The following is a 19,639-nucleotide window of genomic DNA, read 5'->3' on the forward strand; positions in this document are numbered from 1 at the left end:
TGAAAGCCGGAGTGTGGTTCCGCCGTGCTCGTCTGCTCATCGTCTCTCCTGATTCGCGGGTCAATCTTGCCCGCCGTCAGGCAGAAACTCCACTTATCGCGCTGTTCAGATTTGCGGGACCAGCTCAGTCGGGGACCGTGTGCTGTTCGGCAAATGGTCGGGTACCGAAGTCAAGATCAATAGCGAGGAGCTGTTGATCATGAAGGAGAGCGACATCATGGGCGTTCTCACAGATGTGTTTTCCAACAAGAAAGCCGCCTAACCCAGCGCTCGCACAGCTCACTACCTGAAGAGCGCCCACCTAGGCGCGCTGAAGGGTGATAAAATAAGAACTGAGGGAATTCTTAATGTCAGCCAAAGAAGTCAAATTCGGAGTAGACGCGCGGGACCGTATGCTGCGCGGCGTCGACATCCTCGCCAATGCCGTGCAGGTCACGCTCGGTCCGAAGGGCCGCAACGTCGTGCTCGACAAGTCGTTCGGCGCGCCTCGCATCACCAAGGACGGCGTTGCCGTCGCCAAGGACATCGAACTCGACGACAAGTTCGAGAACATGGGCGCCCAGATGGTGCGCGAAGTCGCTTCGAAGGCGGCGGATGCTGCCGGCGACGGCACCACCACTGCGACCGTCCTGGCCGCCGCGATAGTCCGCGAAGGCGTGAAGTCAGTTGCCGCCGGTATGAACCCGATGGACCTGAAACGCGGTATCGACCTCGCGGTCGAAGCCGTCGTTGCGGACCTCCAGAAGAACTCCAAGAAGGTCACCTCGAACGAGGAGATCGCCCAGGTCGGCACCATTTCGGCCAACGGCGACCAGGAGATCGGCAAGTTCCTCGCCGACGCCGTGAAGAAGGTCGGCAACGAAGGCGTGATCACGGTCGAAGAGGCCAAGTCGCTCGAGACCGAACTCGACGTCGTCGAGGGCATGCAGTTCGACCGCGGCTACATCTCGCCCTACTTCGTGACCAACGCCGATAAGATGCGCGTCGAGATGGATGATGCCTACATTCTCATCAACGAGAAGAAGCTCTCCTCGCTGAACGAGCTGCTGCCGCTGCTCGAGGCCGTGGTGCAGAGTGGTAAGCCGCTGGTCATCGTCGCCGAGGACGTCGAAGGCGAAGCCCTCGCGACCCTCGTCGTTAACCGTCTGCGCGGCGGCCTCAAGGTTGCGGCCGTCAAGGCTCCGGGCTTCGGCGATCGCCGCAAGGCCATGCTGCAGGACATCGCGATCCTGACCGGCGGCCAGGCGATCTCGGAAGACCTCGGCATCAAGCTCGAGAACGTCACGCTCAACATGCTCGGTCGCGCCAAGAAGGTGATGATCGACAAGGAGAACACCACGATCGTCAACGGCGCCGGCAAGAAGGCCGACATCGAGGCGCGCGTGTCCCAGATCAAGGCGCAGATCGAGGAAACCACCTCGGACTACGACCGTGAGAAGCTCCAGGAGCGTCTCGCCAAGCTCGCTGGCGGCGTCGCGGTCATCCGCGTCGGCGGCGCGACCGAGGTCGAGGTGAAGGAGCGCAAGGATCGCGTTGATGACGCGATGCATGCGACCCGCGCGGCCGTGGAAGAAGGCATCGTCCCGGGCGGCGGCGTCGCCCTGCTCCGTGCCTCCGAGCAGCTCAAGGGCCTGCGCACCAAGAACGACGACCAGAAGACCGGCGTCGAGATCGTGCGCAAGGCGCTGTCCTGGCCGGCCCGCCAGATCGCGATCAACGCCGGTGAAGACGGTTCGATCGTGGTCGGCAAAGTCCTGGACAACGAGCAGTACTCTTATGGCTTCGATGCGCAGACAGGCGAGTATAGCAACCTTGTCTCCAAGGGCATCATTGACCCGACCAAGGTCGTGCGCATCGCGGTCCAGAACGCCTCCTCGGTTGCCGCTCTCCTGATCACGACGGAAGCGATGGTTGCCGAGCTGCCAAAGAAGGCTGCGGCTGGTCCAGCAATGCCTCCAGGCGCCGGTATGGGCGGTATGGACTTCTGATCTACTCTGCCAAAGTGTCGATGACCATGCAAAACCCCGGCGGGAATGCCAGGGTTTTGCTTCGGCGGGCTTGCAACATAACCCTAGCAAGCCGCTGTGTGTCAGAAGGTTGCGTAATCGATGCTGTTGCGCATACGGTCGGGCAAATCACGGGGAATGACTTTCTTGAGGATGCAGCGGGACCGAACCTTGGACTACCCAGAACGACTCGGAACGTGCTAGCGGGCTGGCTGCGCCCCGTGGGTTTGCCGTAAAATTGGCGAGTTGTTGCCGATTGCTCTCTTTATTGTTGTAGTGTTTGCGCCCAATATCTCCACGACGCCGCTGCCGCTGCCGCTGCCAAAGGCTCGTACTGCTAGATGCGGATCGGCTTCATGGAGTTCTCTCCAGTGTCGGCACGCATTTTCATTTGTTCCTTTCGCAGAGCAGCAGGCCACGTCGTAACTGTCATCAGCCGCAGGCCGGCCGAGAAGAACATCAGGAAAGCCACAGTTCTGATCGATCGCGACTTCACCATTGGTCACACGAACTCTCGTCTGTTTGGTGCTTTCGTCTTTCGTCGAACATCGGGGCCGATGCATCTACGGTAGCATCTACGAGCCCGGCCATCGGAGCGTAGACGAAAGAGGTTTTCGGAGGGCCGTGCTGGCGCTGGTGAAGGAGCTCGGCCCGCCCGTCGTTCGATATCCTGGCGGCACGGTTACAATTGGGAGGACGGTGTTGGACCACTAGAGACGAGGCCGGCGCGCCTCGATTTGGCTGGTTGAGCACCGACCCGACAGCTTCGGCACCAATGAATTCATGGACTGGCGCCGGGCCGCCGATGTCGCGTCGATGATTGCCCTCAATCTGGGGACCCGCCGCGGCGATGCCGCTCGCAATTTGGTCGAACACTGCAACCATCCTGGAGAAGCTGTGTGGTCGGAGCTTCGCCGCAAGCACGGCTGGCGGGCGCCTCATGGGATCAAGCTGTGGTGCCTCGGCAATGAGATGGATGGGCCGTCGCAGATAGGGGCAAAGGAGCGCCGCTGCCTACGGGGCAGTTGCAAGAGAGGCGGTCTAGATGATGCGGCGGGTTGACGCTACCATCGAACTTGCGGTGTGCGGTTCATCGTTGCGCAACATACCTAGTTTTGGCCAATGGGAAGAAACGAACGTGCGCCTCCGATAGGCCCGACAAGACTTATCTTGATGAGAGTCCACGCAGCGGTCGCAATAAGTCGACGTCCCGCAGAACGTGCTTATACTGGGCTTACATCCACACTATACCAATGTGTAACCGAGATAGCCGCGGGGATGAATTGGCATGAAGCGCGACCGGGTTCATTGTGGGCCTTATGGCCATGTATACTCAGGTTTATGCCCAATTCCGGGAGGCGCAGGAACGCACGGCCGAACGCCGTGCAGCTGCACTATACTCCAATTTGATCGCTGACCTCAGTCAGCTAAATTTCGCCGACGCGGATGACCGCCGAGCATTCCCTCCAACCCTACACAGCATATTGGCAAGGCATGGACTGTTCGGGCTCACCACACCAGGAGAGCACGGCGGATTAGCTCTTCCCCTAGAGGAGGCCATCAACCTCATCTCTGCCACTGCATCCTTCGATGTCTCCGCTGCCTCTACCCTCGTCATCCATAACTTCCTGGCCTTGCCCTGCATCCAAGCGGCACCGCACATCCCGGAACAAAACCATATCATTTGGGGTGCAACACGCGGCGATCTCTGCGCTTTCGCTTTGACGGAGCCCGGAGCTGGCTCGGCCCCGAGGCACATAGAGGCTTCGGCCCTCATGCGCGAAGATAAAGTTCGTATCTCTGGCCGCAAGATCTGGATCGGCCTCGCTGACTGGGCTCGCTGGATCGTTTGCTTTGCGCGCGCGTCTGGACCCGATGCGAAAGGTCGGCTCGTTGGTGTACTCGTTGACAGGCAGGCTCCAGGCCTCAAGGTCACGCACGAGCATCGCACACTGGGTCTGCGTGGCATCATTCAGAATACCCTGGAGTTCCACGATGTTGAGGTGCCGCGTTCTTACGTGCTCTCTCGCGATCAAGACGGCTGGGGCGCTGCCTCATCTAGCATGAACCGCGGCCGTATCGGTGTGGCTGCTATGGGTCTTGGAGCCCTTGAGCGCGCTATCCAGGTCGCAGCCTCTTATGCAAGCCATCGCCGACTCGGTAAACTGCGCATGATCGAGAACAGCTACATCGAGCAGTTATTTGGACAGATGGTGCTGCGGCGGGAAGTCGTGAAGGCGATGCTGGCCGCATCATGCCAACTTGTTTCAGCGCAGGGCGCGCCAAACGTCCACCTTGCGTCGGCAACGAAGGTTTTGTCCTCGGAGTGGTGCGGCCTTGTCGCTGATCAATGCGTCCAGCTGTTAGGTGGCCGTGGTTACGACGAGGGAGCGCCTTTAGCCAAAATCTATCGAGACGCTCGCATCCTTCGCATCTTCGAAGGTCCGACTGAGGCGCTCCTATCGCATCTCGGTCGCTGCCTCCTCTCTAAAGCCACGCGTGACGAAATAGCCGATCTCTTTCGATCAGTTGGAGCGGCATCAGTCCATGGTGCTGCAATTGAGCAGCTCTCTGGGCTCAATGAGACAGACGGTGCCGTGCTGATCTATGCGGGTTGGCTCACCACATTGGGGCTGGCAAAAGCTGTCATGTCTGCTGGCTGCTTCTCTGCCTCAGATTGCGCCGCAGCGGCGGCTGACCTCGTCAGTTCCGAACTTGCAACTCTCCGTACTCGCGCGCCGGCCCGGCAATCTGTCGAAGTCCGCAATTGGGCTAGTCGGACTCTCACCACCTTCCTTGAAGACGCGGCTTGTTCGATTCGCTCACCTGTCCTCACGGACGATTACCTTAGATTAGTGCAGTATGTCTGACATCTGGCCGATGCCGGACGTCTTTCCACCTGGTGGTCCCGCGCGCGACGATGCAACCGCGGAAAGGCGAAGCATCCCTGATGCACTGCCACGTCTAATTCCGGCAGGCTGCTATGAGGGCCTAACCTAATCGCGCTCCGGTGAGACACCTCGATGCGTCGTTCGATATCCAGCGCACCATCAACGGCCGGGACGCCGACGTGACCGGCCGTCCGCCACGGAAAGAGCAAGCCGCTTCTTGAGCACATGCACGTGGTTGCGGGGCGCGAAACCCTCTCGCCCTCCACCGAGGTCCTGAAGCCTACGAAGTAACATGCTCAGGCGCTGGAACGACTTCGCCCGCTTCCTCGACGATGGCGGGATCTGCTTGACCACGGATGGTGTTGAGAAGCCCTATCGTCAGTTCAAGGCCACTTTTTTTGGCTTCTCCTTCCAGGCCGCCACCATCCGCTCGTACGCCTGCTCGACGCGTGCGACATAGCCAGCTTCCCGCTCACGCAGTTCCTTGATCCAGTAGTCCCGACCCGGGCCAGCCTTGCCATAGGCACGAGGCGCTCCAGCCTTGAGTGCCACCTTCCGGAGTTTCATCGCTGTGAACGCCGGTCGTGCGTAAGCATAATCTTTCCCGGTCGTCAGGACGTGCCAGATCATCACTGCGAGCTTACGTGCCGTGGCGACGGCCGCGACTCCAGGCCCATGCTTCTTCTGTATGCGATTGAAGAAGGCCCGCAGCGGCCCGGGCGCCGTCTTGGCCGACCAGGCCGCTTCAACCAGCATCTTGCGGGCGTCACGATTGCCCTGTTTCGAGATACGGCCATGCCTTGCCGGATGCTCTCCCGATTGCCGAACTCGAGGGGTCAAACCGAAGTAGCTGCTGAGCTTATCCGGTGATTGGAAGCGTGCGATGTCGCCGATGGAGGCCAGTACACTCGATGCGACGACCGAACTCACGCCGGGGATCGTCATCAGCTTGAGAGCCCGTGGATCATCCAGAGCCTGTTGGGCCACGACTTTGTCGATTTCCGATAGTTGCTTCGTCACGCGTTCGAGTTCCGTGATAAGACGCTGGAGCATCGCACGCTCCTCCGATGGAAGAGGCAGACTGTCCAGCCAATGCTGTCTGAGGTCCTGGTCCGGATCGCCGACCTTCCCGCGACACGCCTGCACGAACTGCTGCCCTGGGAATAGAAGCTCCTGCGCCAGGCCGATAAGCCCGCCGGTCACCAGGCCGCCTGACCTTCACACAGCTGATCGTAGAGCTCGTTGTGCCCGCGCACATTCGTCAATCAGCCGGCCTTCGTCGTATGCGCACTCAGCTCCTCAGGTGAGACACTATGATGCTCTGCGAACACACCGATGGCGGATCTTCGATCGGCGAGAAGCGCATTTGACTCGGTCGCACACCCTGTTCAGTTGAAGCCGACACCAGCGCCTAGTCGGTCCCCCAGTGCCTGCCGACTGATGACGAGATTATTGAGGTTCAGGTCCGGCCGTCTTGCTGCCAATCGCCTAACTAGTTCCCGGGTGCCGTCCACGACAAAGACGCCGCAGTCATAACCGTTCTGCTGCTGTCTTATCGGGGCCTGTTGCAGGTGAGCGTCGAGCCGTCGTGCGAGCTCCGCTGAGGGCCTGTCATTATATCCCTGCGTGGAGTCATAGTGATAAGCGACCGGCCGGTCCCGATCGCGGCGATCAACCAGCAGCAGCGACCAGTGACTGCCGCGCCGATGTCTATCCGTATTGCTGGCATCGCTTACCGGCAGGAACAGGAAGTCGGCTGTATCATGGAGAAACCACCCTAATGCTCGTTCGGCGACCTCCTTGGAGGGGGATCGCAACATTTGGGCAATCAGGGGATCCACGAACCGCGTCCGGGCGGCGAGATCCGGATTGTTCTGCTGCAACTCATTCGCCAGGAGCTCATAGTCCTGCTGGATATGCTCGTCACCCAGCCACTGCGTGGGGCCTAGCACGGGTCCGCTGCGGTGACCGGAAGAGGCAACGCTAGCCGAGGAGCCGATCTGAGCACCCGGGACAGGAGACGGGCGAGGATGATGGATGAATTGCGCACCGCGGCGTCCTCGCGGCCCCAATGTGATCGAGTACTCACCGTTGATGGAGACCTCGGTTGGGCCGCTGAACTGGGTCGGCAGGACCCCGATGTTATCCAGGACATCGAGTAAGAAATTTGGCGCCGGCTGGGAGCCATGCTGCCAATCCATGTCGACTCGGTCTCCGATGTCCTCAAGCTCTTGAAGTACGCCCGACCGCCCGACGAAGAACGTGGGTTCACCGGCAGGGCTGAGCACCGGCGCTGACTGAGCATCGTCACGCATCTGCTGCGGTATGTATGGCAGATCAACGAAAGAGTTGAGACCGCGGTAGATGTCTGACGATTGAGCTGGCACGTCTGATATTTCAGTGAAGACCGGCGATTTGGCGGCAGCTTCACTCACCGGCGCCGACTGAGCATCGTCTCGCATCTGCTGCGGCGTGTACGGCAGATCAACGAAGGACTGAAGACCGCGGAAGGTGTCTGCCGACCGCAGCTGGCGCGTCCGATGGTCCGGTGAAGAGCGGCGATTTGGCGGCAGCCCCACTCACCGGCGCCGACTGGGCACCGTCTCGCATCTGCTGCGGCGTGTACGGCAGATCAACGAAGGACTGAAGACCGCGAAAGGTGTCTGCCGACTGAGCTGGCGCGTCCGATGGTCCGGTGAAGAGCGGCCGTCTGGCGGCAGCCCTACTCACCGGCGCTGACTGAGCATCGTCTCGCATCTGCTGTGGCGTGTACGGCAGATCAACGAAAGACTGAAGACCGCGGAAAATGTCTGGCGACCGAGCTGGCGCGTCCAACGGTCCGGTGAAGTGGGGCGGTCTGGCGGCAGCCCTACTCACCGGCGCTGACTGAGCATCGTCTCTTACCTCCTGCGAGGTGTACGGCAGATCAACGAAAGAGTCGAGACCTCGGTAGATCGCCGACGACCCATCTGGCACAGCTTCCGGCGTCGGCCACTCAAAATCGTGCGGCAAGTGCGGCGACCACGTAGAGTTCGACTCGCCACGCCGCGGCTCGCCACCCGCCTGCTCGGAGGAGACGCCCAGCGCAGCGTTCGCCTCGACGAGCCATAGGTAGCTCCGAAGACGATCGAAGCCCATGTCAGCATTTCGACTAGCTTTTTAAAGTCCGTGTGATCGTCGTTCAACGACTTTTGCTGCTCACTGGTGCCGGTCAGTCGGCTCACTATGCTCCCTCGCCCATTGCTTTGGAGCCAAGCACCGAATCTTCGTTGGTTGCCGGCCAGATCTTGAACATCTTTTCTCCGGCGAGTCTCCTCGGGTTTGAGCATGCTCAACTCTGCTTTTTCCAGGCCGTCAATGATGCGGGCGTCATCGGGATGAAGATGCAATGTGCGCGACGGGACAGCATGACCGCTGCGCTTTCGAGACGGACCCGCTTCGGCAACGTGCTCGGCATCGCCAACCTTGTTTAACGCGAACAATAGATGCTCGTCCTTCGGGAACAACTTCTGAGCGAATTCAATACGCGCAGCGTGGTCTAGTCCGGATATCGAGTGGCCCGCAAGATTAAGCGCGTTAGAAAATCTGCGAAGACTACGATCATGACGAGCAGCGCTACCCGACGTCATGCCACTGGCATTAAGCCGCTCTGAGAGGGGCGCGTCGTCCGCTGAGGGGATTGTGCGCGGCCGCCCGCCAGAAGCTACATAGCTCGGGTCATGATACGCACGAAGAACACTCAACCCTTTCTTTATGCCTTCGTCGTTAGGGAAGTAAGTCTTGACGTGACGGACCAGGGACTCGTGGTCCCCCAGATCAATCTTTTGGCGATGAGCGCCAAGATGATTTCCAAGTCGGCGAAGCACCTGAGTATAGCGCTTAACCGTCGTCGGTTTTGGGTTTTTCTGAGCTGCATATTGGGCAATCGCCTTATCGATAATGTCCCGATGTTCTGCAGAGAGATGGGGATGATAGTTGCGGCCGCCACCGGAGACAGGACCCGGATCGGGTGGGCGCGCCTCCGCCAAGTTCTGCTCAAAGCCCTCTTGCCCGGCATGCCCCCCTGCGGCTCTTCCAAGACCGCGTGCTGCACCCGGGACCAAGCTGTTACATTGGATGGATCGAAATTGTACGGGTCCACGATAGCCTCACGTCCAAGAAATCAATTGAGCTGATCCTATTATGGATAGGCTTTCCAGAAGCTGACGAGGCCGTCGCTCGCAAAGCAATGCATCGCCACATCGGCAAAACGACCGACCCGCGGCTCTCAATCGTCGCGGGGCTTCATGGGTTTCAGGGCCCGCCTTGCTCTCGGCCGATGAAGCCTTCCGGCGGCATGGGAACCGACGACTCGTCATTGCTTTGCTTGAAACGGCATACCGGCGGCCCCGCACTTGTCCGCGGTCGATCTTCTCTCCCGGCTGGAAGCGTCTGCGCGCGGTCGGTTGAGCGGCCATCAGCGACGTACCCTGCAGTGATTGCTGAAGTATTGGCGATCAAAGGCCGCTCGACGGCTCATAAGCACCGCAGAGATCAAACTAGCGGTCCGAGCTTCATGTTTTAGGATCTAATCTCGACAGGTTATTTCGTCGAACACCGCAAGCCGTTCGCTCGCTACGGCGCTCTGGAGGGCGCGCTTCGCGAGCGGCTTGCTCGACTCGCGGCAGCTGATTCAGGAGAGACTACCGTGGGCTTCCGGCCACAATATCGACAAACAAGGAGTTCGTGAAGTAAGCGTAGATCGGATCCCGTTTTGACTGGCGCTTCACCGTTATATTAGCCCGCGCGCCGCGCTGACGCGCCTTCCACTTTCCGGACAATGCGAAGAGATCGGCATCACTGTCCGCCAATGAAGTGGCGATCAAATCTATGGGCCGCACGGGCGCACATGGTCCTGTTCGGGAGAAGACGGCTCACCCTGTGACATCGAGGTATTCGACATCGCCCGACCCAACCGCCGACATCTTCCGGAGGACGCGACCGAGGGCATCGGGTAACAGTGAAAGGCCGTTCGTTGGCCTGGTGTCCGATCACTTTCGAGCTTGATCGGATGCGCCCGGCTGTCATCGAAGTCTCGGAGGTAAAGGATCATCTTTCGTGAATGATGTCGCAGAGCCGGGCCTTGCAAATATCGATAGGCTTCTGCTGACATCATCTCGCGGCACATATTATATGTGAGTTTCACGACCTCTTTGAAGAGATCGGCTTATGTCTATGCTTGACCATACTCTTAGGTCGGACGCCCGCTGGACAGATGGGTGGCTTCCAGTCAGGAGGGCCACCGGCCGCTTTCGTTTTTGTGAATCGCGTCGGGTTCGTCAGCTTTCGGAAAGCTAGTCATTCTACAGTGACGTCGAAGTTAGCGGCTCGTGGTAGGGACAGCGCTTGCCCTGTGTATGCGTGGGGCTTTTGGGCGCCGAGTCACGTTTCTGCTAACTTCAACCAGTGCGGGCGTGGCAGCGACAGCGTCTGATTCACCGTCCTGACCAGCGCCGAGTCGCGCCCGCGCTGCTTCCGGTGTGGCACTGGGGTCATATGTAAGCCCTCGGATCTTCCAGAACTAATAGCCAGCTCCGGAGAGGGGATCCAGGCCGTAAATTCGAAAATTGTTGAAGGACCTTGTAGTCGGCTCGCCCAAAAGCTTGCCCGTTAGGCTTGAAACGAACACAGTGCATAGTGTTATCAGTTTCGGTTCCGGTGCTGAGATCTTCAACCAGAGCCGGACCTCAGCGAAAGCGCAATGACGAGGACAAGCACGGATTGTTGCCGAGCTCGTGGCGAGCGTCGACCCGGTCGTGCGATGGTGCGACGGCACGCATTGTCGTTGACAGCAGCTGTTTGGCTGGCGAGGTCAGTGGAGAAGCGGCCGGTGACGATTCTAAAGCAGACGAAAATACAACTGGTGCCGATTGTTTTGGATGCGTGATGCCCGCCCTTAGCCCTTAGCCCCGCGCGCAAGAGCTAAAGGCGTCGAAACCCACACGAGGAGCTTAGCCAACTTTCAGGAAAGTCTAACGGGCCGCCGGTCCTGCATGAGTTGCAAGCGCAGCCCATTCAGACTTTGACGCGCCAGCGCACGAGCTCATCAATCTGAGTGACCGACCAGCCTCTCTCTGAGCATTTTCCCCTTGCTGCATTACTTCCAGAGAGCTTCGGCCGAGCATGGCCTCCAACGTCCGAAGGGGGCGCTGTGAGCTCTGCTTCACGTCGGGCGCGCGTCAGGGCGCCACAATCCATGTTTCCTGCTGTAGTTGCACTGCCGGACGCGAGGCGGATGTCCGGCATCGACCGCGAAAGGATCCACTCGCGGGCCTCGGCCAAGTATGTTGCAACCTCCCAAACACTCACGTCATCCTTAGTGTGACGACAGTCGATATATCATGTCGGTTCGGGTTCCAGTAGCGGTAGGCGAGACTTTTGAACAACTCACCCATCTGATCTGAGCGAACAGTAAATTCCCCATAGTTGGGATCAAAGAGGGTCGTCATTCCATTCGATGTCGACGTTGCGATTGTGTGGGCGCCACCTGCGGCGAAACGCAAGCTGACCAAGTAGATCGACCGATCGTCGGCGACCTCATTCACGATCTGGTCAATGCGCGAAGATGTACCAAATCTATATCGCGTCTCTTGGGCGAACGGCTCTAGACCGGCTTCGCGTAACATCGTCCTTTTTGCCTGAAGGTTGTGGGACCCTTCCGCCCTATTCCTTCGCAACAGACTCTTGAGGTCTTCATACCGCTGCTGCCGGATTGCCGCTGAGCTGTGATTTTGAGTTCCCGGGCGCAGCGCCGTCATCCGGGATGATGGGCTGCTCGGGAGATTGAGGAGCCACTCCGCTGCCAATCCAACGCAGATTCCGTCCACATTGGCCTCGGACAATTCAGCAGTCCTGTATTCGAAGAGAGGACGAATGGGCCTCGCGGGAGAGGATGGATTTGAGCTGGAGGACAGAGAAGATGTGCTGGGCTCCAAGGTGCTTGGACTATAAATGACTGCATCTGAGGTCTGTGGCTTGCTGCAGCAGAGCCCCATTTTGTCGGACAATTCCCTAGATGGCGGGCTCTCCCGTTGAGCGAGATCCGTCAATGCTTGAGCAAATTCGTAGCTGTCCGCCGATCCACTCGGTTCGTCAGCTTGATTAGGGCGTGTGGATCGGTCACTAACTCGATTATACATGCCGCCTCGCCTGCTTCTTCAGCCTACGTTTCCTCAGAACGAGCGCGGGCTGCTTGCACTCTGCTTGTGAATGATCTCGCGGCAAGCTGACGACGAGCTGACAACCAGATAACTTAGCGAAGCTACCGCCCCGCGCCTAATTGGTGTCTCGACGGTCTCTGCTCACGGGCCCCGCTGCAGATGCGAGATTGTGGCCGACGAGCTGATGACTGTCGCACAGCGACGGCAGGCCCGACCTTCTGCAATTCCGGATGCGGTCAGGGTGATGGGGCAAGAGCGCCTTCGTCAAACTGAATTCGACCGTCGCCTTGAACTCGATCTCACAACCATCGCATTACGCCGCCGGTCGGCACACACTTCTCGTTGCAAAGAGTGCGCAATTCGCATCGTCGGATCGCCCAGTGATGTCTTGTGAGGATCGTCGGCCCGGCGAGATGCTGTTGTTGCCGCCGAACTGCGTTCAGCATGGCTCCGCGATCTTTACCGGGACCAGTGCACTATTAGCTTCTCCTACTCGATAGTAGCAAATTCGGCTCAGCCCCGCGCACGGCTACGACCAATTGGATCCTGGACATACACACGCTTTTGGCGCCTCAGTTCGGCGGCGCCGAATCGGTGCTTCTGCAGCCGCTCGGCGTCACCTTCCGCTTGGGTTCCTAACTCAGCTCATCATGGTGCAGCGCTCATCCGCGCGAACAACATTGCTGCGTCTGAGGGCTCTAGTCCAACGATGCCTACAAAGCTCGGCGGCGGCATCGGGATGTCCCGATGCGTGGGTCTCCACAGGTGAAGGCAATATCGGCTGTTATTCACATACTGCGAATATGGCGGATGCAGTTGCATGACGCACTCCTCTTCATCCCAGAACAGGTCTTTTACAAAGCACATCTCTTCCCAATTCGGACAGCGCCGCGGCGTCGAGACTGCAACATGCTCCCAGCCAGGACGAACAAATCCACTTATCTTTAGCTCACACCCGCAAGGCCCCTGCACAAGGAAAACGCCGCAAGGGCCTGATCCCGGAACCGTAGCGAACCGGCCGTGTTGCACGCGGCCGGCCTCCAGCTTCTCTATCAACTGCGCTCGCACGCCCGCCCCTTTGCCTTTCGGAGGTCATTGAAACCGACGCAGAGCACGTTGTCTCGCAAAGCGCTACTATACCGCTCTTCAGAGCACCATCTGAGAAAGCCGCAGATGTCCATCATCACTCGTTCTCCTGCTATACTCTTCTAACGATCGCATCGTGCGCCGAACGCTCTCAGGGGCCACTGATGACGTGAGTACGAGCGGTAGCACATCTGAGCGAACCCGAATCAGTCCGCCGACGCACCTTCCCGCTCATAATACAACTCTGTCATCGAGCCCCTCTCATGCCCAGCATCTTACTCATCGATGCCATCCAGTGTTGGTCGCACATCGCCGAATAGAGCGCGCATCAGCAACACTTATGTCTGCCATCGCTCTCCCCGCGCTTCAAGCAAGCGTTAGTGCGCATTCATGTCATGGCCGCTTGAGCACAAGAAACTGGCGGCACCTCCTCTTCAATGAATTGGTCGGCATCATGGCATTCTCTCTATAGCGGGCTTTGACATGTACATTCCATGATGACTCGCAAAGCCAGTGATGGCTCCAGCTGAACCGACGATATTACTGCTTGTGAGATCGTACCTGTCATTCACGGCTTTCTCGCCGGGTCTGAACAGTGGCAATCCGCCCATCTAGGTGAACATGATTGAAAGACCGGGCGTCGAACCGGCCTGCGGCCCGAGCCGCGTACGCCTGGCATGAATCGTCCTTGAACCGACGACATCTAGCGGATCGTTGCCATCTCGGCCTCTTGTCGTAAGCTAGCGGTCAGAAACAACGATTAGTGGATCTCAATCAGGGCGATCGTCGGCCGCTCTTCACGCGACACTACGATGCAAGTCCGAATTCATTGCTCACGGTATGGCGCTCGCGATACGCTCAGCCTTCTGTCGCTAATGCCGTTGTTGTCTTTCGGACATGGACGTCGCGAATCCGACATCTGGCAGCGGCTCTGTGTCGAGAACGTCCGACATACGCGCTTTTGTCGGCATCAAAGCGGTCCTGATACTTCTGCGTCGTGGCATGTAGATTGCTGCGGTGACGGAAAGCGACCCTAACTGTACCGACCATACACGAGCCTACCATCGGACGGAGGCTCGCCGCGCAACAGGCAACATTCCGATACTCTCCTTATGCAAGATGACTGCGAACTTCTGAGTGGTACGAGGTATGCAAAGCCCGGCATTTTTCTTTCGGTCGATCAGGGCGACGTCTGATGAAATGACGCATTGGCGCGCACCAAAGCACCCGCCGACCAAGCATTACGGCGCCGTTTGTCGCTCCCGGCAGCAAAGGGGGTGGAACCTTTGGCCACTGGCCGCACTCCTCATAAATGCGCTGCTTTGGGCCGGACTCTGCTGGATCATCGCAACGTTCTTCTGAAGTCATCTCGCGGATGGCAGAGGCGCTAGGGCTTTGCGACCTCTTCGCATGCCGCGACCGCACCGCATGCGCACGCATCATCAATCGGACGTGCCCCCTTTCACACTTGGTTCCGGCGCAAACTTCGCGGGACTACCTGGAAATCCGCCCCTCGGGCGAACGCAAAGGAAATCTTGAGGCATGACGCAGATATCTCGAGTTGGCGAAACTGATATGCCATTGCAGCCTCGACCAAGTTCCACGCACTGACCTGTAACAGCTGAACGTTCCGACGCTGATGGCATCGCGGCGTCCGCGTTTACTGCGACGCATTGACTGCAAATTGAGGTCCAGGCTGCGCATTTTCTTATGAGGATTAGCTTTCGAGAAGCTGACGAAGCAAGTCGGCCTGAAGGAGCGTTGGGCAGGCGGACTGCTCCGCCATATATGTCGCGATCCGGAGCGCGGCACAAGACCGTCAGGATGCCCGCCCTACGGTGCCCCTCAACGTCCCTTCCAGGCACTGACTTGCTTGCTGAGCGACATTTGCGTGGCATTGGGTCCGGTAGCGACCAACAGGTTGGCGTCTTTTGATGATCTGTGGGGACGCTTTACAGCTCTTCCTCATGCCATGGATCGTCCTCGTCTTTGTGCATCTGCCACACGTGGGCGCGCCGAGCCAGCTTGTCGTATTCCACGGCAATTTTGAGCAGCCTGTCTTTAGCTTTCCCGTCGCCGAGCGCCTCCGCTTTCTTTCGCGTTGCTTCCGCACGGCCTCGCCAGTGCTCGGGTTGGTAGAGTTTACTCTTCGGATTCATGCCGAGAGCATGCAATTCGCAGATCAAAGAAATGCGACACCGGCGCTCCGTATAATCACGTAGCAGCGACGCTTGGAGCCTCGGGTGCCGAGGCGGCAGTCGCCATGCACAGCCGCTATTCTGAAACACCACTGTGCGCGTTGCGGCCGAGGCTCGTACGAAGAACGCACAGCCCCGACATCATCAGACGATCAGACGCACGAAGGGGCTTGAATCGCACGTAGCGTTAGATTGTACGATCCTCGACAAGCCGCAGCCACCTCCGACAATCCAGCCCGTTCCAGACACGTCAAGAGAATTGCGAATGTTTCAGATATCTAAACTCACCTGGCGCGACTCGATCAGGACGCTACGATCCTCAACGAGCATCCTCGTCCGCGCTGCGTCGGAGCTGCTCCTGTCGCGACTGGACGAAATCGCGCGTTTCGAGCTCTACACGGCAGGCGCTCCACCCCAGCGGAACGCCAGACGGAGACTCCATCCCAGATAACCTTACCCAGCGTCTTCACATATCTCTGAACACAGGCGCGATTACAGCAAACGTAGTCTCGTCGCGCGCCATCATGGTTCGCTAACGATCGAATGCATCATCAACAGTGGCTTGGGCGCACCTGCGCTTTTGCCTGCCCTCTCCCTGCGTCGCGATAGGGGCATGCCCTTCCCCCGGCGTCGCGCCGGCTACGGCGTCGGTTGGCGGTTGGCTGAGCCAGAGTACCTCATGTCAGGCCCAAACAGTGCCTCGCGACACCCAGGCATGCACCGAGTCACTGGAAGCTCCAGAATGATCACTTGCTGGGCCAGCTCAGCCGCCAGTGCTTCCACTCTTCGTGGTACTCCGCCACTAGGCAGGTGTCGCTTCTGTCGTGCCGGACGGAGGACCAGCACCGCACGGACCGCAAAAGCGGAAGAACGAGCATGCCGGCACCTTCCTTAAGCAGTTCAGCCTGTTTCTCGGCGGACAGGTCACGTTGCGCTTCGCGCAGGAAGAACAATAACGCAACCAACCGGACTTGAATGGATATCATGACTCAAAATCAACGAAGTCATTTGGCTTCGCGCCTCACAATCTCCCGCTGCGCCATTGCTCTTGTCATCGCAACAGCGGTAATCTCAGGGCCGGTCAACGCGGGCGAGGAAACGCCGACCGCAGAAGAGAAAGAGGCTTGCATGGAGGACGTGTTCCGCCTTTGTAGCAGCCACATACCAGATCGCACCGCTATCACTGCCTGCCTCAGATCCAAGCAAGCGAGTCTCGGCCAGCGATGTCGCTACGTGATCTCCGTGCGAGACACTGGCAAGAAAAGCAGCGACTCGAGGTGAATGTGGCGGCCTGTTCGTTCGCCTATCCGCGGAAGTGATCGCAGCGTGACCTGCAGGACACCCGCGGTCAGGCGACGCGCATGGCCGCCTACAATTGCCCAACGCTCTGGTTCAGTCGCGCTTGTCGAGATAGGCGAATGCAGGAATTGCCCTTCGATACGTTCTGATTGCCAATAGGGGTGCGGCGTACGTTATCAAAACGCTGCACAAGCTTGAAATCGCTCTGCAATCCTACCATGAGGTTGATGCGGGGCCCGCTCTTCGAGCGCGACTGTTCGGTGCAGCCCGTTTGCAGAAGTTCATCCAGGACCTGCACTTTCGCAGTCCGACATTGTCTCAACTGGGCATGCAATCGAGCTCACCCCTGCGCGGCGGCTCCGATACGCGGATATGTCCCGACCACCGGCAAAGTACTTCGTCTCGAGTATCCGGATGGCCTATGGATCGACAGCGGCGTCATGCAAACCGGCACATCACGGCGTTCGATCCCATGCTCGCCAAAATCATCATTCCACCGCAGAGGCTGTTCTGAAAACAGATCGCCTCGACGCGCCACAGCACGGCGTATTCTGCTGTAAGGCAGGACCGAACATGACCGGGCCCACGCGGGCGGATCAACGGGACGCGTCCATCGCTCTGGGACGGCCACCTTCATTTACAACCAGGTGGGGTTATTGTGTGGAGCCAGCTAAGATCGGGCTCGACCTACCCAGCACGGATAGCCTCGAAGCAAGGTAGAGGAAGCCGCTTCCACGGTTCACCACCGCGGCCGGCGACGGACGGCTAAAGGCTTTGAAGGATGCGGTGATCCGGCCGGAACACCGCGGTAAAGAGGCCACTGCGGGCACGAGACAGCGTCATCGGTCCTGTGGCAAACAACTGCAGTGTTCGAACTGACCGACGATCTCCTCTCGACGGCTCCACCGAAATGGAGAGCTTGACCCTCACGTAGCGTCAGGTTGTAGCCTCGCCAAGCATGCCCACACTCAACCGCCTGCCGCCTCAAGCGTCAATGAGGCCATGCCACGTGGGACGGGCGACTGCATCAAGGCAATCGATGCCGGGTGTCTTCAACGATGACTTGCGGAAGAGCTCGAGGTTTGGACAGGAACGTGTAAAGTTCGATGGAAGTGCTTAGATCGATCATCGGCAAAGTTGCCACAGGCGCCACTCTGACGCGTGAGGAAACTGCGTCAGCCTTCGACAGCATGATGTCGGGTTACGCGACTCCCTCGCAAGTCGGCGCCTTGTTGATGGGGATGCGGGTCCGGGGCGAAACGGTCGAAGAAGTCACTGGCGCCGCCTTGGCGATGCGGAATAGAATGCCGCGGGTCGAGTCGACATGCGACCCCGTCGGCCTCGCCGGCACGAGCAAGACCCCTATGCATTCGGTCAACGTGTCGACTTGTGCTTCCTTCATCGTCGCCGGGGCCGGCATTCCCGTGGCCAAGCATGCCAACCGCGGTGCGTCTTCGGGTTCAAGCGACGCAGTCGTGTTGGCGCGCCTCGGTGTAAAGGTTGATCTCAAGCCTGACGCGATCGCACGTTGCGTGCAGGAAGCCAACATCGGCTTCATGTTTGCGTCAGCCCATTATCCGGCGATGCAGCGCATCGGGCAGATCCGGACCGCAGTTGGAACCCATACGACCTTTGATCTGATCGAGGCTCTGTGCAATCCGGCCGGGGTCAAGCGGCAGATCGTTGGGGTACTGTCTCCCGAATGGTTGCAGCCTCTGGCATACGTCTTGAAGAACCTTGGTGCCGAGTCAGTGTGGGTTGTTCATGGCTCGGACGGGTTCGACGAAATAACCCTCACCGGCCCAACGTTTGTTGCTGCGCTTGAGGCAGGTATAGTCCGCACCTTCGAAGTGACCCCGGAACAAGCCGGGCTCCCCCGCTGCCGCAACGACGCGCTGGAAAGCAGCGATGCGGAGACTAATGCCGTTGCGCTGCAAAATGTGCTTAATGGCGTACCAGGTCCATTTCGCGACGCCGCGCTTTTGAACGCGGCGGCGGCGTTGGTCGTGGCTGGGCGGGCCTCGACACTGCAGGAAGGCGTAGCACTTGGACAAGAATCACTTGATCGCGGCGCCGCAGCCGCTCGACTGAAGCGCCTGATCACGGTTTCGAACGCCTGACAGCCGAGCCGGCCGATGTTCCAGTATTGCGACCAGGTCTGCTGCTCACGAGCGCGAAAATATTGGAGCCACGAATGCACGTCACTTCTGCGGGATTCAAGGAGCCTGCGCCGCCAGCGCTCGGTCGAAAGCAATTCGCGCCGAGCACGGGCGCGAGAGCCAACCTCAACGATGAAACCCTGTTGCAGCCCGCGTTGCCGAGGGAGGACCCGCGATGAAACGCGCTGCGCGCCAAAGGAGATGATGATGTCCCGGCAGAAGATTGAAACACTCGGATCTATTGCTGCGATAGAACACATCATACGGAAGTTTCGGGAATTGATCGATACAGATAGCTCGATCCCACCGGAGTTGCGGGGTGCGCTGCACGCGACGCTCGATGAGCATCTTCTCGCGGCAAAAAAACGTGTTCTCCTAAAAGTACATTAGGTGCGCCGATGCCGTCTACATGCGGAGACCCTCTGGCAGGGCGGGCGCCGTTACCGCAATCGGCGTCATCCCGTCCGAAGGGGGCTCAGCGAGATTCCGGCCCAGCTGGTTGAATCGCGACCACGATTCCCTGTGCACTGGCGCGTCGCCGGGCTGCTCAGCGCGGTTCGCTGTTTAAGGAGGCCTGTCGAAACAAGGCGGCGGCAATTCTCAGTTCTGCCGCTGCGATCGCCATCCGGCGTAACCCGCCGAGATATTGCACATCCGTCCGGTCATGACTGTAGCTAATCCGGAGGACATCGAAGTCATACCCGGTCTCCATCTGAGCCTATTCGTCACGCAATTTCGACACCGGGTAACTCATTACAGGCCCCATAGGGATCAAAGTCGTCTCTGGGTGTGGAGACACTA

Annotated in this window: 12 protein-coding genes and 3 pseudogenes; 7 read left to right on the forward strand and 8 right to left on the reverse strand. The window is 59.0% G+C overall.

What is annotated here, in order from left to right:
- Window positions 1–124: 124 nt before the first annotated feature.
- A pseudogene (locus AC066S_RS34495) lies at window positions 125–262 on the forward strand (co-chaperone GroES); the annotation flags it as partial.
- Window positions 263–347: 85 nt separating this feature from the next.
- On the forward strand, window positions 348–1,988 hold the full coding sequence (gene groL / locus AC066S_RS34500; protein WP_135167584.1) for a chaperonin GroEL: 1,641 nt from the start codon (window positions 348–350) through the stop codon (window positions 1,986–1,988).
- A 218-nt stretch (window positions 1,989–2,206) separates the two neighbouring features.
- Here groL and AC066S_RS34505 read toward each other — a convergent pair whose 3' ends face one another.
- Window positions 2,207–2,512 carry a hypothetical protein gene (locus AC066S_RS34505; protein WP_126262160.1) on the reverse strand — a complete coding sequence of 102 codons (306 nt, stop codon included), beginning with the start codon at window positions 2,510–2,512 and terminating at the stop codon, window positions 2,207–2,209.
- 235 nt (window positions 2,513–2,747) lie between these two features.
- Between AC066S_RS34505 and AC066S_RS34510 the strand changes: the two genes are divergently transcribed.
- The 3 genes and pseudogenes from AC066S_RS34510 to AC066S_RS34520 all read left to right on the forward strand — a co-directional run.
- Entirely contained in the window at window positions 2,748–3,068 is a 321-nt protein-coding gene (locus tag AC066S_RS34510; protein ID WP_478271736.1) for a hypothetical protein, read from the forward strand.
- A 263-nt stretch (window positions 3,069–3,331) separates the two neighbouring features.
- A complete protein-coding gene (locus tag AC066S_RS34515; protein ID WP_164719158.1) occupies window positions 3,332–4,876 on the forward strand; it encodes an acyl-CoA dehydrogenase family protein in 1,545 nt (514 codons plus the stop codon).
- A gap of 140 nt (window positions 4,877–5,016) precedes the next feature.
- Window positions 5,017–5,276: pseudogene (locus AC066S_RS34520) on the forward strand (IS66 family transposase); the annotation flags it as partial.
- On the opposite strand, the gene AC066S_RS34525 reads toward AC066S_RS34520, so the two are convergent.
- From AC066S_RS34525 to AC066S_RS34555, 7 genes and pseudogenes are all read right to left on the reverse strand, one after another.
- On the reverse strand, window positions 5,276–5,950 hold the full coding sequence (locus tag AC066S_RS34525; protein WP_235884958.1) for an IS110 family RNA-guided transposase: 675 nt from the start codon (window positions 5,948–5,950) through the stop codon (window positions 5,276–5,278). The pseudogene AC066S_RS34520 and the gene AC066S_RS34525 sit on opposite strands and share 1 nt — an antisense overlap.
- Window positions 5,951–6,285: 335 nt before the next feature.
- Window positions 6,286–6,873 (reverse strand): annotated as a pseudogene (locus AC066S_RS34530) (Ulp1 family isopeptidase); the annotation flags it as partial.
- A gap of 924 nt (window positions 6,874–7,797) precedes the next feature.
- A complete protein-coding gene (locus AC066S_RS34535) occupies window positions 7,798–8,925 on the reverse strand; it encodes a hypothetical protein (RefSeq protein ID WP_126262163.1) in 1,128 nt (375 codons plus the stop codon).
- A 2,316-nt stretch (window positions 8,926–11,241) separates the two neighbouring features.
- The gene (locus tag AC066S_RS34540; RefSeq protein ID WP_135167351.1) at window positions 11,242–12,075 is read right to left on the reverse strand and encodes a YopT-type cysteine protease domain-containing protein; all 834 of its coding nucleotides are present in this window, start codon (window positions 12,073–12,075) and stop codon (window positions 11,242–11,244) included.
- A gap of 669 nt (window positions 12,076–12,744) precedes the next feature.
- The gene (locus AC066S_RS34545) at window positions 12,745–13,164 is read right to left on the reverse strand and encodes a DUF7694 domain-containing protein (RefSeq protein ID WP_126262060.1); all 420 of its coding nucleotides are present in this window, start codon (window positions 13,162–13,164) and stop codon (window positions 12,745–12,747) included.
- A gap of 1,970 nt (window positions 13,165–15,134) precedes the next feature.
- Window positions 15,135–15,341: a hypothetical protein gene (locus AC066S_RS34550; protein WP_205680571.1), complete on the reverse strand. Its 207-nt coding sequence runs from the start codon at window positions 15,339–15,341 to the stop codon at window positions 15,135–15,137.
- A gap of 785 nt (window positions 15,342–16,126) precedes the next feature.
- Window positions 16,127–16,366 (reverse strand): hypothetical protein, encoded by a 240-nt coding sequence (locus tag AC066S_RS34555; protein ID WP_164719141.1) that lies wholly within the window; start codon window positions 16,364–16,366, stop codon window positions 16,127–16,129.
- A gap of 1,419 nt (window positions 16,367–17,785) precedes the next feature.
- On the opposite strand from AC066S_RS34555, the gene trpD reads away from it, so the two are divergent.
- Window positions 17,786–18,799 carry an anthranilate phosphoribosyltransferase gene (trpD, locus tag AC066S_RS34560; protein WP_126262062.1) on the forward strand — a complete coding sequence of 338 codons (1,014 nt, stop codon included), beginning with the start codon at window positions 17,786–17,788 and terminating at the stop codon, window positions 18,797–18,799.
- A 246-nt stretch (window positions 18,800–19,045) separates the two neighbouring features.
- Complete coding sequence (locus AC066S_RS34565) at window positions 19,046–19,228, forward strand: hypothetical protein (protein WP_235884872.1); 183 nt, start codon at window positions 19,046–19,048, stop codon at window positions 19,226–19,228.
- Window positions 19,229–19,639 lie beyond the last annotated feature (411 nt).

Source organism: Bradyrhizobium sp. CFUWI, from assembly GCF_056429085.1.